A 15,973-nucleotide genomic window follows, 5' to 3' on the forward strand; every position below is an offset into this window, starting at 1 on the left:
CGGAAATCAATGGGGTTATCCCGCTTCTACTGTGGCTTAATCTCTCACTAGTAACTAAGGCATATCAGTAACTATCATTTATTGAATGGTCTTTTAGTAATAGTTAATCTTAAGGTAAGATGATTGTGCTTCAGAAATTAATAAGGATAACAATGTTTAGACACTTCTATGAAAGGAAAGATAATTAGCAGAGAGGAGTGGCTATATAATGAATAATCAGTTGAATTTATTTATAGATGGAGAATGGATAGAAACAAATGACAAATTGAAGGTATTGAATAAATATAGTGGAGAAACATATGCGGAGGTTTCTAAAGCTGGGGAAAGAGAAGTAAATAAGGCAATAGAAGGAGCAGAACGAGCATTTAAGCAAGAAGAACTTCCACCTTATAAGCGTTATGAAATAATTAAAAAAGTATCCGAGTTGTTGCAGGAAGAAAAAGAATCGTTCACTAATTCTATCATAAGTGAGGCTGGGAAGCCACGTAAGCAAGCAAGTACAGAAGTAGACCGTGCGATCCAAACCTTTGAAGTAGCTGCAGAAGAAGCAAAACGAATCAGTGGTCAAGGGGTACCAGTAGAGCTGCGCCAGGATCAGAAAATCGTATGGCATTCACTATTCGAGTCCCAGTTGGGGTGGTAGGCGCAATTACGCCATTTAATTTCCCGCTTAATTTGGTTGCACATAAAATTGGTCCGGCATTGGCTGCAGGGAATTCGGTGGTTTTAAAGCCTGCGAGCGCAACACCGGTTACCTCATTAAAACTAGCTCAGCTATTTGCAAAAGCAGGACTGCCAAAAGGTTATCTTCAGGTAATTATCGGATCCGGTTCTGAAGTAGGAAAGCAAATGCAGGAAGATGAACGGATTTCCACATACACTTTCACAGGAAGTGCTGAAATTGGATTGAAGCTGAAACAAAATACAGGTCTTAACAAGTTAATTCTGGAACTGGGGAATAATTCACCAGTTATTGTAGACAAAGATGCAGCTATCGACAAAGCAGCAGAGACACTTGCAGTAGCAGGATTCGCATATGCAGGCCAAACATGTATCACACCACAGCGTATTTATGTACATCAGAATGTATTGGAAGAATTCCAGGAAAAGCTACTAGATCAGATGCAAAATCTAAAGGTAGGAGACCCATTTGATGAAGATACTGTTGTTGGCCCCTTAATTTCAGAAGAAGAAGCAAAACGTGTTGAAAACTGGGTGGATACTGCCGTTCAAGCAGGTGCGAATATTTTAACAGGTGGAAAACGGGAAGGCGCCATGTACGAACCAACTGTATTATCTCAAGTAACTAAAGACATGAACGTAGTGGGTAAAGAGATATTTGGACCAGTTGTTACTATAATTCCATATTCGGATCTGCAGTCCTGTATAAGTGAGGTAAATGAATCTCCATATGGGTTGCAAGGTGGTATTTTCACCGAGAATCTTGATACTGCGTTTTATGCTGCGCGAAATGTGGAAGTAGGAGGACTTATGGTTAATGATTCTTCCCAATACCGTGTTGACCTTATGCCATATGGTGGTGTAAAAGATAGTGGTTGGGGAAAAGAGGGACCTAAGTTCTCCATTGAAGAAATGACAGAAGAAAGATTAATTGTGTTAAACCTATAAAAAAAGCGAGGTGTAAGCCTCGCTTTTTTTAATGATCTAAAATCATTAACATGAATAGTTTCTTTATGTCTGTGATTGTACCTTGTTCGTATAATGTTTTTGTATGTGAAACAATCTGGTTAATAACGCGATCGCCCCACAGCTTAAGCCAACAATAATTCCTACCCAGTAACCAAATGGCTCCAATGATGTATAGTTAGCCAGAATCCAGCCGACAGGTAACCCTATAATCCAATAAGAAATCAAGGCTAATATTAATGTTACATTTACATCTTTATATCCTCGTAAGGCTCCTTGAATAGGCGCCCCAAAAGCATCTGCTAATTGAAAGAAAATCGCGTAATTAATGAAGTGCTTTGTTAGTTCAATTACTTCCGGGTTAGAATTATACATTTCAGCTACCCAATCTCTTGTTACATATAAAACCGCTCCTGCAAATAAGGCAATAAACAGGCCGCCACTGATTCCAATATATCCATAAATTCGAGCATCCTTCAATCGTTGGCCACCCAATTCAAAGCCAATCGCGATAGTTAATGCCATACCTACACTTAATGGGATCATATAAAGTAAGGAAGCAAAGTTAATTGCCGCCTGATGTGCAGCAATTGTATACGTACTATACACACTCATTAATAATGTGACTGCTGAAAAAATACTCGTTTCGAAAAACATTGCAACCCCAATTGGAACACCAATTTTAAGCTGCTCTCTCCATGCTTGAATGGATGGCTTAATCCAATTGGAAAATACATGGAATTGGCGAAAGGGTGCAACTCGATATACAACCCCTAAAGCAATAATACAAACAAGCCAGTAAGTGATTGAAGTAGCAATCCCTGCTCCAATACCACCAAAGGCAGGGACACCAAACTTACCGAATATAAATACATAATTAAATAAAAGATTCAACGGTAAAGAAATTAAAATAATTACCATCGACATTCTTGTTTGTCCAAGGGCATCTATAAAACAACGCAATGTATTAAAAATAAACAGTGGTATTAGTCCTGAACCAAGAGCAATTAAATAATATTTTGCAATGTGCCGGACTTTGGGTTCGAGATCCATGATTTCAAGAACAGGATTTAACGCAAATGCCCCAATAATAAATACTACTATGCTCAATGCTACGGACAAATAAATCCCCTGCTGCACCTTATTGGAGATCTCTTTATTTGACTGAGCCCCGGTTAAATGGGCAATGATGGGTGTAATTGCTAATAATATTCCATTAACTCCTGTGAAAATGGGTACCCATAGACTGGAGCCGATAGCGACACCAGCCAAATCCTCTGCACTTGCCCTTCCTGACATGACTGTGTCAAAGATGTTCATCATATACATGCTAACCTGTGTAATAAGGATAGGAATTAATATAATGGTAAAAAGCTTTAATTTTTCTTTTAAACTTGAGGTAACATACATAATATACTTCCTTTTTCTTCGTTTTTCTAATAGGATATAATAGAGAATAATAAGCACTATTATACCGTTTTATTTTGCAGTAGGAAAGAAAGGACGTACATGTATGAAAAATAAACGAATTCTTTTTACTGGTGGAGGAACTGCCGGACACGTTATTGTGAATCTGGCACTTATTCCAAAGTATCAGGAACAAGGATGGGAAATTGATTATATAGGGTCATATGATGGTATTGAGAGGAAGCTGATTGGGGAATTAGAAGGAGTCACTTATCACCCGATATCTACAGGTAAACTCAGACGTTATATTTCCAAAGAAAATATGAAAGATCCTTTTAAAGTTATAAAAGGTATTTTCCAGGCTGCCAGTTTCATTGGTAAAAGAAAACCAAGGGTTATCTTCTCTAAAGGTGGGTTTGTTTCAGTTCCGGTAGTACTTGCAGCTAAACTACGAGGGGTACCGGTAATTATTCACGAATCGGATTATACTCCTGGTCTGGCAAATAAAATAGCTATTCCATTTGCCAAGAAAGTACTGGCAACTTTTCCGGAAACAATGCAATACTTACCGGAGAAAAAGGCGGAGTATGTAGGAGCGGTGATCCGTGAGGAGTTATTTAAAGGAAACAGGGAGGCGGGTCTGAAATTTGCCAGTCTGACGAATAAAAAGCCAGTTCTATTAATAATGGGAGGTAGTGGTGGTGCCAAAAAAATAAACGAAACAGTAAGAGCAGCACTACCGGAACTCCTAAAGTACTTTCAGATTATTCATCTTTGCGGTCAGGGCAAAGTTGATGCATCTATAGAAGCAGAAGGATATGCACAGTTTGAATATATTAATGAGGAATTAAAAGATATATTTGCTGCGACAGATTATATTTTATCCAGGGCAGGTTCTAATGCCATCTTTGAATTTCTTGCATTAAGAATCCCAATGCTGCTTGTTCCATTATCCAGACAAGCAAGCAGAGGTGACCAAATTATTAATGCAAAATCATTTGCGGAAAAACGTTATGCCAGAGTGGTGGAGGAAGAGAACCTTACGGAAGAAACTCTGATTAAAGAAGTTAACCAGTTAAGTGAGATGGCCCCTATAATGATCGATCATATGAAGGAATTTAAAAGTGAAAAATCACGTGATCGAGTAATGGAAATTATTAGCGAAGTGCAGAAATAAATAAGTACCCTCTTCTTGAAAATCAAGAGGAGGGTACTAACTGCTGTAATGTATCTTTACTATGATTTCCTTGCTAAATCTGTCTATTTAAAAAGTTTCACCGTGGTGAATTATCTTTAAATTCACATTAAAATCAGCTTTTACTTCCGGATATTTTTTTCTCCATTCCGCTCTAGTTAATGGTTTCCCCTTCTTACTATAACGATAGACTGATCCGAACCCCATTGCGTCAGAGTTGAACTCCTGAAGTTTTTTTAATAATTCTTCGTACTTTTTTTCTATGTTCTTTTCTATTTCTTTTTCAAGTAACTTCAATACCCGCTTATCTTCTAATTTAATCTGATTAGAAATTTCTAAAAGACTTGCTTCTATGTTCAAATTTATTTTAAATGTAAGGTCTTCCAAATCAGTTACTCTTATCGTTGAATCGTTTCGTAAAGTGTTTAGCGCAACATGTAATTTTTCTGTAGTTGAGCTAGAAGAGTTTCTTTTATATTTTTTAAAAGGTTCAAAGGGAAGAGTTATTTCTAACCACTCACTAAGTAAGCTTTCGTCTAAAAGATTAAATAGGATTTTATTTTCTATGGATATATCTCCTACATATTTGTCATCTTGGAATACGCCAATATTAGTAATTTTTGGGATACCTTCTTTTATTTCAAAGACAGGTAAAATCGGGTCCACCCCAATATCATTCTTCAGTCTGCTAAATTTAACTAAGGAGACCTTTGGAAATAATTTGTCACTAGCACTGTTTTCAATAACTCCATGGAGATACTGCCCGATATTCATAGATATACCACTCTCCTGAACGGTAAGTATGTCTTCTGCAGTGGGTTCTCCAATTGCCATATAACTGGTATCAGGCACGCGGGCATCCCTTAGCAAGGTGTCTAAGTATGGTGAAATTCCTTCTTGAGCAGTTTCTTTTCCGTACAACTCAATTTGTAGCTTCCCTGAATCTAAAAGGAAGTTTGTTTCCAAGTTTGCATTGTTAATAGCCCCTTTTGTGGAATTACCTGTTCCTTTTACTAATTTTGTTATATCCTTGGCTTGGGCCTCAAACTGGAAGAGTACAAGGGAAGCTTGAACTAGACCATCTTCTTGTTTATCTATTCCGCGTGCATTAATAATTCCCATTTTTTCAATTTGATTTTCTTTAAAGCATCCTGTTAAGAATAAACATATAATGAACGTATAAATAATTAGTTTGCTTTTCATGTAGTATTCATTCCTTTATGTTTAGACCTTTTCTTTTTAAAAAAAACAAGGGTTGCCAAGATAAAAGGATACACACAATTAATCCAAAACCCCATATTGCTGACAATAGTGGTAAATTGAAGTATCATATAGTCATATTTTAAAATGCTAATACTCACTAATAACAAACTACAAAGTATATACAAGCTTTTTCTTTGCTGAATGTTGTATAATCGTTTAATTCCGTAAGTAGTAGCCCAGGCTAAAAAAATATTATTAGGAACTACAATCATCATCCATTCCATTACAACTATATAATCTAGTCTTTCAGCAAAACTAAATGAGGCGCTTTTAAATAGTGTGATAACCGTCCACTCGCTATCCCGCAGGTTTTCTAAACTGTAATATCCAATGCTTATTATTGTAGTTATTAATAGGGTCGAAACAGAATAGATAATAGCAAGAAATACTGGTAATTTAATTTCTTTTTTATTATCAATATAAGGATAAATAATAAGGAGGATTTCAAAACCAAGTAAAGTATAACTGCTTGCTTTTGCTCCTTTTAAAAGCTCGATAAGAGAAGCGTCTAAAACTGGAAGTAAATGAGACCAATCCATTCGCAAAATAGGATCATATAATAAAATAAGTAACCACTGAGACAGGATGAAAAATAAAAAAGCTACTCCTACTATTACTTTGACTCCGCCCCAGATACAATAAATAACAAGGATTAGTATAAGACCGCCTATAACATAGGAGGGCATGGTTGGACGTATAAATACTTGAACAACTTCAATATAAGTTAACATAACTGATAGCAAAGCCATTGCTAAATAAATTATATAAATAGAACCTAATACCTTGCCTATAAAAGATCCAAATATGTCTACTTGAATACCAAATATATCTGAGTTTTCATATTGACTTAGAATATAGATGATAACTGAAAGGATTAGGATTAGAGCCACTCCTGCAATAAGAATAGATATCCATGCATCTTGACGGGCATAACCAAAAATGTATGATGGTGCCCCCATTATACCTACGCCAAGTTGAACAGTGCAGATAATAAAAAAGAGATAAAAAGCTCGTATTCTTTTTCCAGGTGCAATTACGTTCGTTATTTTCATATGTCACCTACTCGTCTATGTCTCGTTTTTGACCTGCATCCTTTTTACTAAAACGGTAGAGACGTTTTGGTAAATAAGATTTTGCTCGCTTATATTCAAATTTAAAGGGAGTGCGATAAAAAACTTTATTAAAATCTTGTAATTGTAATGGATACAGTGGAATCAAGTATGACCGACCTAATGAAGTGAGACGTAGCAAATGGATGATAAGAAAGCATAATCCAAACATAATTCCTATTAAACCAAAAAGCCCAGCTAATATTATAAGCGGAAATCGAATTATTCGAATGGTTGTTCCCAATAAATAACTTGGTGAAGTATACGATGCTAAAGCACTCATAGCTACAACAATAATTAGAATATTACTAGTTAAACCAGCTGCAACTGCTGCCTGTCCAATAACAATACCTCCGACAATACCATTGTCTGCCCCACCTTCGTTGGAAGACGAGCGCCAGCCTCTCGTAAAAGCTCAATTAAGAATTCCAAAATCAGAGCCTCTATTAAGGGAGGGAAGGGTACTGCTGCTCGTGACTGCCCGATAGAAATTAATAACTGTGTAGGAATAATACTATATTGATAAGTAATAATAGCAACATATAAGGGTGTAACAATGACTGTAAAGAACATTGCAATAAAGCGAAGAAGCCTTAAAAATGTACCTGCATACCAATTCATGTACAAGTCTTCCGTAGATTCGATAAAACTAAATAAGTTTGCAGGGGCAATGATACCTGTAGGGCTATTTTCCATTAAAATCCCTACTTTACCCTTAGTAATGGCATAAGTGAATCTGTCAGGCAATTCCGTTGATTGAAAAGAAGGGAAAATATTAGATTGCGAATCAGCAAGATACTGTGAGAGAACAGCACTGTCCTCCACTTCATCCACATCAAGTTCTTTAATTCGTTGTCTCATAGTATTTACATCTTCTTCATTAGCAATAGATTTTAGATAGATTAAACGAATATCTCGTGGATTTAACTTACCAATGGTATAATCTTCTAGCACTAAATCGGTGGATTTTATTCTCCACCTAACGATATTCATATTCGTTACAATCGACTCTGTGAATCCAATTTTAGGCCCCAATACAAGTGATTCGGTCTCTGCTTTTTCCAGAGAACGTTTTTCCTTATTTAATAGCAGATAAGAGAGTACTTCTTTTTCTCCCTCTACATAAACAAATACCTCTCCAACTAATAATTTTTGAAGTATCTCTTCTAATGAATGAGAAGTTTTTACATCGTTTAAAGGTGTCCGATTTATAATCTCTTTATTTGTCCATTTTTCTTCCATGGATAAGAGTGGCTGTAATAAAAATTCTTCCACTTTGTCCGTGTCTACTTGATACCCTATAAAACATACACCGACTTTTTTACCGTTTTGCTGCTCATATTTGGAAAATACTAAATCTGGGTTCTTCTCAAATTTTTCTTTTAAAAAGGATTCCAGATCATCTACCTTCATTGGGAGTTTCTTTTTATTCCTTGTCTTCATTTTCTTCCTCCTGAATTTATCCAATCCATAATAGTATGTTGCTAAAATAGTATTTTATGTAGATGAAGTATAGGCAGAAAATGAAGTATTGATGGAGGGGTAAATAGGAAGGAATAACAATGATTAAGCCATAAAAAATGCAGAGAAATTAATCTCTGCAGATAATGAAAAACTAATCTTCTTTTGAAACTACATCGACTTTACCAGTGTGTGGATCAATAACCAATCCGTGAACCTTCACTTCTTTAGGAAGTAATGGATGGTTACGTATAATAGAAACACTTTGCATGACAGATTCTTCAACAGTATCAAAACCATGGAATTCCTCATGCAGATTTATTCCACTATGTGTAATAGTATCAAGTGTCTTTTTATCAACTCCACGTGCTTCCATTTTTTCTGCTAATGCTTCGGTGTCAACATGTGACATACCGCAATCATGGTGACCAATTACGGTTACTTCTTCAGCCTGAAGTTGGTACACTGCTACAAGAATACTTTTCATAATACTGTCAAAAGGCTTGCGGATAATTGCTCCAGCGTTCTTGAGCATTTTTACATCTCCGTTTTGAATGTTTAATGCCCGTGGCAGAAGTTCTACTAAACGAGATTCCATGCAAGTGAAAATAACCATTCGTTTGTTAGGGATACTATCCGTTTTGTAAGGTTCGTAGGATTTTCCTTCTACAAATTGTTTATTATATTCCAGCATTTCTTCCAAGTGCATATTTCCACTCCTTTAAAATAGTTTTTCCTATTAAAATATAGCAGTTTTTTTTAGTAAGTGTACAGTAGAAAGCTAATTTCGACAAAATTTACTTTTTTCTCTTAAGCCCAAAGACTCATTTTTGGAAAATTTAAACATACGTATTGTTTGTCCATATTAAGTGAGTTATGATGAGAGTAACAATTTGTTGAGGGGTGGGAGTATGGGAGAGTTTGTACGTAATTGTCGATTGTGCAAAGAACCAATGGAGAGCAGTCCATTTATGATGTGCCCAACGTGCTGATAGAAGGAGATCGCGTTCGTAGCTTCATCAGGAAGCACCCACTTGTTTCTGTTGAAGAAATATCTACGTCAACAAATGTAGATGTAGAGAAGGTTAAAAATATGGTTAAATTAGGATTAAGCAGCAAACATGAAAATAAAATACTCAAATAGATTAAAAAGAGAATTACTTCACGTAAGGAGTAGTTCTCTTTTGTTTTATAATTTAATGTCACACTAAATTAAAAATAATTTGAAAAGTAGTTGACTTTAAAAAATATAAATAATATAATTATTGAGAACAAAAAAAGAAAGGAGGTCACAGACCATGGAAAACAATGTAATTATTCAAACCAACAACTTCATACTTGCTGTGACCTGCCTTGGACGGATTATGGAATAATTAGCTAACTATGGCTTATTGTTTCTGTACTAAAAAGGTCACAATTTATTTGTGGCCTTTTTGTTGTTATATAGGGTAGTTACGAATTTTTCTAACCTTTAAGCATGTGTTGTCACAAACACATGCTTTTTTTATTTATTATAAACCCGTATACTAGCGAATATTTACAGAACAAGGCTAAGCCATCATTCGTTCAGTTGGCAGAAATCAGGTAAGCAAATTGTCTAAATTGGAGCAAGGACATTTTGTAACGAAAAAGCTCCATCGATGATTTTCACTATGCAAATCTAGAGAGATAGAGAAGGTGATAACATGTTTGCGGTATTTAAAAAACTGGATTGGTTTTTTAAACATTATTGGAAGAGATATTTATTTGCAATCATTGCGTTAATTATTGCAAGCGCTATTGGCTTGATCCCGCCAAAGCTGGCTGGGTATACAATTGATCACATTCAATTTGATACACTGACTTCTAAATTATTAATTGCGCTTATTTTAGGATATCTTATATTAATCGTTGTTCATTATGCCATATCATTTTTATGGGATTATACCTTATTTGGAGGGGCGGTTATTCTTGAAAGGTGGACACGGAGCAAATTAATGTCACATTTTTTATCTATGACCCCAACATTTTTTGGGAAATATCGTACCGGTGATCTAATGGCAAGATCAACCAATGATTTAAAAGCAATTAGTCTTACAGCAGGTTTCGGAGTACTTACCCTAGTCGATTCTAGTATATTTATGTTAATGATTATTGCAATGATGGGTTTTACAATTAGCTGGAACCTTACGTTGGCTGCACTGATCCCTTTGCCTGTAATGGCAATTGTAATGAATAAATATGGGGCAGCTATTCATTCCAGATTCACTAAAGCACAGGAAGCTTTTGGCGAAATGAATAATGATGTTTTGGAATCAATACGAGGTGTTCGGGTGATTCGAGCTTTTGTACAGGAAAAACAGGATGCCAAACGTTTTGAGAATATGACTAATGAGGTGTATGAAAAAAATATTGAAGTAGCAAAAATAGATGCTTTATTTGAGCCTACAATGAAAATCTTAGTTGGTCTGTCCTATACTATAGGCCTGGGCTATGGTGCAATGCTGGTATTTGAAAACCAGATGACACTCGGCGATTTAGTTACTTTTAACGTATATCTAGGGATGCTGATCTGGCCAATGTTCGCTGTAGGAGAGCTGATTAATATTCTTCAACGGGGAAATGCGTCCCTTGATAGGGTAAATGAAACATTAGACTACAAAGCAGATATACGTGAAGCAAGAGATCCTTTCTACGTAAACCAAGTGAGTAACATTGAGTTTAAAGATGTTTCTTTTGCGTATCCTACCAGCTCAATTGATCAGTTATCCCATATTTCTCTACATGTGAAACAGGGGCAGACGATAGGTGTGGTAGGGAAAACTGGAGCAGGTAAGACCACTTTATTTAAATTGTTACTCAGACAGTATCCTGGAGTGAAAGGAGAAATAAAGATTTCTGATGTAGATTTACATCAATTAAGCTTGGATCAAATTCGCTCTTGGATCGGGTATGTCCCTCAAGATCAAATTATGTTCTCCAAGTCCATCAGGGAAAATATTCAGTTTGGTAAAGGAAATGCAACAGACAAAGAAATTTTCCGTGTAATGGAGCTCGCGCATTTTCTAAATGATATAAAACAACTACCAAATGGACTGGATACACAGGTAGGAGAAAGTGGAGTTACCTTATCGGGTGGCCAAAAGCAGCGTGTTGCTTTAGCTCGTGCCTTTATTAAGGAGCCTGAAATCTTGATTTTAGATGATTCCTTATCCGCTGTGGACGGGAAAACAGAATCAAAAATTATTGATCACTTAAGACAGGTAAGAAAAAGCAAAACAACATTTATAGCAGCACATCGTTTGTCTGCTGTCACACATGCTGATCATATTATTGTACTGGAAGATGGCAAGATTGTTGAAGAAGGTACGCACGAACAATTGCTGAATAATAATGGCTGGTATAAAGAACAGTATATTCAACAACAATTGGAAGATGGGGAGGTGGAATAATGAGTAAACCATCAACTGAAAGAAGATTATTTAATTATGCACTACAATATAAAAAACAAATATTTATAGGTTTAGCCTGCTTAATGGTAGCGGTAGCATTGGAGCTTGCCGGACCATTAATTGCCAAAAAAGTAATTGATGAACATATTGTTGGAGTAGAAGGTACTTGGCAGCAAGTTGCCGATAAGGATGAGAATTCAGTAGCGTTTGAAGGAGATTATTATAAACGGGAAGATCGTGTGCAAGCACAAGACAAAACAGTCGGTTCCCCCGTTTCCTTATTACAAATTGGCACTTCTTATTACTTCGTTGACGCTGAAGTTCCTACAAAAGGAAAACGAACTGTGGAGAATGGCACGATTAAAATAACAGAAGGTGAAAAAGTAACGGAATTTAATGGTGAAAAACTAACTTTCTCAGAAGTCTATCCATTTTTTACTCCAGAGAAAAAGCCTATTATATTCTTACTAAGTTTATATATAATATTGTTGTTAGTAGCAGGTTTTTTTCAATTTTTCAAAACCTATTTACTACAGAAATCATCCAATCAAATAGTGAAAAAAATGCGAAACGATCTATTTACCCAGACACAACGCATTCCTATTACGTATTTTGTTGATCAACCTGCAGGTAAAATTGTTGCGAGAATTACGAATGATACAGAAGCGATCCGGGATTTGTATGAGCGGGTATTGTCCATTGTCGTAACAAGTGTTATTTATATGGCGGGAATATTTGTGGCCTTATTTATCCTTGATGTAAAACTGGCAATAATGTGCTTATTTATTATTCCTTTAATTATCGGTTGGATGAAGGTATATAAGCACTTTGGATCAAAATACAATAAAGTAATTCGCTCAACGATTAGTGAAATCAATGCCAATATTAATGAAGCAATTCAAGGAATGCCTATTATTCAGGCTTTTCGTAGAGAAAAGAAAACAAAGGAAGACTTTGAAGTATTGAATGAACGGCATTTTACCTTCCAGCGCAAGCTTGTAAAATTAAGTGCCTTAACTTCCTATAACCTTGTTACAGTTTTTCGTAATCTAACTTTTGTAGGGTTTATTTGGTATTTCGGTTCGATGTCTTTAGATCCTGGAAGTCTTATTTCCATTGGTATGCTTTATGCGATTGTTGATTATCTGACACGGCTATTCGAACCAGTAACTGATATAGTGAATCAACTGCCATTAATTGAACAGGCAAGGGTCGCTGGTGGACGTGTATTTGAATTGCTTGATCAGGATGGTGAGGATGTAGATAATCAGCCAATTGAAAGGTATCGAGGAAGAATTGAGTTTGACCATGTCACTTTTTCGTATGATGGGAAAGAAGATGTTTTACATGATTTATCTTTTACAGTAAAAGCGGGAACGACAGCTGCTTTTGTCGGTCACACTGGTTCTGGAAAAAGCTCGATAATGAATTTGCTTTTCCGTTTCTATGATCCGCAAAAAGGAAAGATAACCATTGACGGGTATACTACAGAGGAGTGGTCACGACAGCAGGTAAGAAGCCATATGGGAATTGTATTACAGGATCCGTTTTTATTTACTGGTACCATTCTTACAAATATTACGATGAACGATCCTGAAATAACTGAAGAAATGGCGATACATGCTTTAAAAGCTGTAGGTGCTGACCGGTTTATTAAAAAACTGCCTAATCAGTATCATGAAGAGGTAACAGAAGGAGGCAGTACGTTCTCCTTAGGTGAAAGACAACTGTTATCTTTTGCAAGAGCGCTTGCATTTGATCCGGCAATTTTAATTCTGGATGAAGCTACTGCTAATATAGATACTGAAACAGAGGCAATTATTCAGGAGGCATTGGAGGTTCTTAAGAAAAATAGAACTACACTGGTAATCGCACACCGCTTGTCTACGATTCAGCAAGCTGATACGATTTTTGTTCTTGATCGTGGTATAATAGCAGAACAAGGAAATCACCAACGGTTAATTAATGAAAAAGGTATATATTATCAAATGTATCAAATGCAACAAGGCAGTATCAAACAGAAGGCAATCTAAAGTGAGGTGGCCTATGCATCCCAAAGATCAAGACCAACAACACGATATAATAGATGAAGATTTATATGAAGAAATAGATGACGAAGAGCTTTATGAACTTGTCCAACAGGAAAGGCAAAGGGCGATTCAAAGAGAAAAAGAAAGAGAAAACCAGAAAAAGCCAAAACGACCGTTTCCCAAATGGCCGTTTTGGCTCATTGCTATTGCATTGGTTTTTAATTTATTTGCATTAATTCCTCAAACATTCTCCGTCCCGGCAATTGATTTTTTAATAGCTTCAGCTAAGCTATCAACACAGGACACTATTCAAGAATACAAAAAAGCAGTTGTAGTTGTCGAAACAGAAAACAGTAAAGGAACCGGTTTTTCCATCTCAGCCAACGGTAAGATTATTACGAACCACCATGTAGTGGGTGAAGAAAAAGAAGTGACTGTCGCTTTTCAGGATAAAGGATTATATTCAGCAGAAGTGAAGGAGTTGTACCCTGATGTAGATCTTGCGGTGCTTGATGTAGATGAAAAAGGGCTCCCGTTTCTCCCACTTGCTGAAAAAGGTGTAAGCACCTCTGTTGGTGAGGAGATACAATTTATTGGTAACCCTTTACGTTTTAATGGAATTGCCAACGAAGGCATTATAGCAGGGTCCACGAACTTAAATGATTTGGAACAAGAGGTAACTATGTTGAATGCGCCGGTTTATCGTGGAAACAGTGGAAGTCCTGTAATTAACAAAGAAGGAAAAGTAATAGGCGTGATCTTTGCGACAATGACCCATGAAGAAAAAGGAAAAGTAGGTCTCTTTATTCCTATTGATTATTTTTATGAAAAACAGGGAGAAACCACAAGTATCTACAAATAAGACCTATTGCTGAAAGTTTCATCAATATGAAATTAGGGTAAATACTTCATAAACGTCTTAAGGAGGCGCTAATATGTTGTTTTTTACATCAGATTTAAAAGATTACCATGTGCATGCGGCAGATGGTGAAATGGGTAAAGTGAAAGATTTATATTTTGATGATAACAATTGGGCGATTCGATATGCAGTAATTGATACTAGAAAATGGTTGCCCGGAAGACGTGTGCTCCTGTCCCCTACATCTATTATCACTGTGAATGAGAATGAGGGACATTTGGAAGTAAAACATGACAAAGACACCATTCGAAACAGTCCGTCTATCCCTGAAGATCAACCAATGACACAAGATATGGAAGATACGTTGGCAGGTTACTATGGCTGGAGCAGATATTGGATGGGAAACTTGTTATGGGGGCCAAACGTCACCCCTGCAACTGATTTAGATTCTAATACGGAAAATCCCCAAATCTTTGAAGAGAAACTGGACGAACAAAAAAGATATGACCTAAGAAGCGAAGACGAAACAAATGGATTTAAAGTTCATGCTGACGATGGAAAAATTGGTACATTAACAGATATGATCTTTAATTCGGATAATTGGAAGCTTCAATATATGGTTGTCCGGGATAGTGAAGCTATTACTGAAGAAGCGTATTATGTATTTGATCTAAATAACATTGAATCGGTAGATTGGTTTGAAAATGATATCTACATTAATACTACGCTTGAAAAAGTAAAAGCAGGAAATGTTTATGAAACGAAACAGAGCATTATGGCAAGCCTTTAAATGGTAAAAGGTCAAAAATGTCTCTATATTAAATAGAGGCATTTTTTTAATGTTCTATATGCTTTTGGAAAATCTAAAATGTATTTTTTGGTTTTTACAAGTTCTCAAAAGATATATTGCGACGTAACTTTTGGTATTTAAAGTGTGAAAAATCTTGAAGATCACTGAAATATTTGAAGAGGTAAGCCCCATTGAATTCCGCTGCAGGGGGACGCTTTCACACCTCCGGGTACAAGCGCGACATCTGTTCGTAACCTCACAGTGTCTTCTTTGCCGCCCGGCATGGCCTCAGCCGCTACGCCCCGTTCAGTCTTCACCTCATGCTATTCGAGGCCACTGAAAAAGTCATTTTCTACTAAAATAGAAGTTTTTCAAAAGACGTTATCCCAAAATTTTGTTTTGTTAATATGCATAAATGGAGAGCCAGAACCAGTTTATTCCACTCATAGACTAAAAAGTGGTGATGTAATTTTTTGGAACTAGCCTTCTCAAGAATTTACCGGACTTTTTCAGTGGCTTCCTGCTATTCCGGCTGGAGTCGCCCCCTTCCGCGCCAATCAATTGGTACACAGCATATTCTGGGGTATGCAGACGCGATTTTTCTTCTTAGGTATAATAGTAAATAGTAGCGAAGGAAAAATACGGAGACTCCTGGGGGAGATGAGGCATCGGTGAGACCCCGGAATGCGTAGCATGAGGAGGCTCATCAGCCGCCCCCGGAAAGCGCAGTATTTTTCCGTAGCGGTGTTATTTAGCTATTTTATATTAATTGGGAAATAAG

General features: G+C 36.4%; 10 protein-coding genes and 2 pseudogenes. 7 read left to right on the plus strand and 5 right to left on the minus strand.

Annotated features, from left to right (window positions below; translation table 11 throughout):
- The first annotated feature begins 208 nt into the window (after positions 1 to 208).
- Positions 209 to 1,629, plus strand: a pseudogene (locus JCM12304_RS10815) (aldehyde dehydrogenase family protein).
- 63 nt (positions 1,630 to 1,692) lie between these two features.
- On the opposite strand, the gene JCM12304_RS10820 reads toward JCM12304_RS10815, so the two are convergent.
- Positions 1,693 to 3,057, minus strand: a complete 1,365-nt coding sequence (locus JCM12304_RS10820) for an MATE family efflux transporter (protein ID WP_060680333.1) — start codon at positions 3,055 to 3,057, stop codon at positions 1,693 to 1,695.
- Between the two features lie 103 nt (positions 3,058 to 3,160).
- On the opposite strand from JCM12304_RS10820, the gene murG reads away from it, so the two are divergent.
- Positions 3,161 to 4,231: an undecaprenyldiphospho-muramoylpentapeptide beta-N-acetylglucosaminyltransferase gene (murG, locus tag JCM12304_RS10825; protein ID WP_060680335.1), complete on the plus strand. Its 1,071-nt coding sequence runs from the start codon at positions 3,161 to 3,163 to the stop codon at positions 4,229 to 4,231.
- Positions 4,232 to 4,318: 87 nt separating this feature from the next.
- On the opposite strand, the gene JCM12304_RS10830 is transcribed toward murG, so the two are convergent.
- The 4 genes and pseudogenes from JCM12304_RS10830 to JCM12304_RS10845 form a co-directional block, all read right to left on the minus strand.
- Complete coding sequence (locus JCM12304_RS10830; protein ID WP_060680337.1) at positions 4,319 to 5,452, minus strand: Ger(x)C family spore germination protein; 1,134 nt, start codon at positions 5,450 to 5,452, stop codon at positions 4,319 to 4,321.
- Complete coding sequence (locus JCM12304_RS10835) at positions 5,449 to 6,564, minus strand: GerAB/ArcD/ProY family transporter (protein ID WP_060680339.1); 1,116 nt, start codon at positions 6,562 to 6,564, stop codon at positions 5,449 to 5,451. The genes JCM12304_RS10830 and JCM12304_RS10835 overlap by 4 nt, the downstream gene beginning before the upstream one ends.
- 7 nt (positions 6,565 to 6,571) lie before the next feature.
- Positions 6,572 to 8,064, minus strand: a pseudogene (locus JCM12304_RS10840) (spore germination protein).
- A 172-nt stretch (positions 8,065 to 8,236) separates the two neighbouring features.
- The gene (locus JCM12304_RS10845) at positions 8,237 to 8,791 is read right to left on the minus strand and encodes a beta-class carbonic anhydrase (RefSeq protein ID WP_019377126.1); all 555 of its coding nucleotides are present in this window, start codon (positions 8,789 to 8,791) and stop codon (positions 8,237 to 8,239) included.
- Positions 8,792 to 9,022: 231 nt separating this feature from the next.
- On the opposite strand from JCM12304_RS10845, the gene JCM12304_RS10850 reads away from it, so the two are divergent.
- From JCM12304_RS10850 to JCM12304_RS10870, 5 genes are all read left to right on the plus strand, one after another.
- Positions 9,023 to 9,226 (plus strand): hypothetical protein, encoded by a 204-nt coding sequence (locus JCM12304_RS10850; RefSeq protein ID WP_256200817.1) that lies wholly within the window; start codon positions 9,023 to 9,025, stop codon positions 9,224 to 9,226.
- Positions 9,227 to 9,767: 541 nt separating this feature from the next.
- Positions 9,768 to 11,513: an ABC transporter ATP-binding protein gene (locus tag JCM12304_RS10855; RefSeq protein ID WP_060680343.1), complete on the plus strand. Its 1,746-nt coding sequence runs from the start codon at positions 9,768 to 9,770 to the stop codon at positions 11,511 to 11,513.
- Positions 11,513 to 13,546: an ABC transporter ATP-binding protein gene (locus tag JCM12304_RS10860; protein WP_060680345.1), complete on the plus strand. Its 2,034-nt coding sequence runs from the start codon at positions 11,513 to 11,515 to the stop codon at positions 13,544 to 13,546. The genes JCM12304_RS10855 and JCM12304_RS10860 overlap by 1 nt, the downstream gene beginning before the upstream one ends.
- A 13-nt stretch (positions 13,547 to 13,559) precedes the next feature.
- The gene (locus tag JCM12304_RS10865; protein WP_060680353.1) at positions 13,560 to 14,405 is read left to right on the plus strand and encodes a S1C family serine protease; all 846 of its coding nucleotides are present in this window, start codon (positions 13,560 to 13,562) and stop codon (positions 14,403 to 14,405) included.
- Between the two features lie 73 nt (positions 14,406 to 14,478).
- Positions 14,479 to 15,192 carry a PRC-barrel domain-containing protein gene (locus JCM12304_RS10870; RefSeq protein WP_019377131.1) on the plus strand — a complete coding sequence of 238 codons (714 nt, stop codon included), beginning with the start codon at positions 14,479 to 14,481 and terminating at the stop codon, positions 15,190 to 15,192.
- Positions 15,193 to 15,973 lie beyond the last annotated feature (781 nt).

It is taken from the genome of Virgibacillus halodenitrificans JCM 12304 (assembly GCF_001310895.1).
Taxonomy (GTDB): domain Bacteria; phylum Bacillota; class Bacilli; order Bacillales; family Amphibacillaceae; genus Virgibacillus_Q; species Virgibacillus_Q halodenitrificans.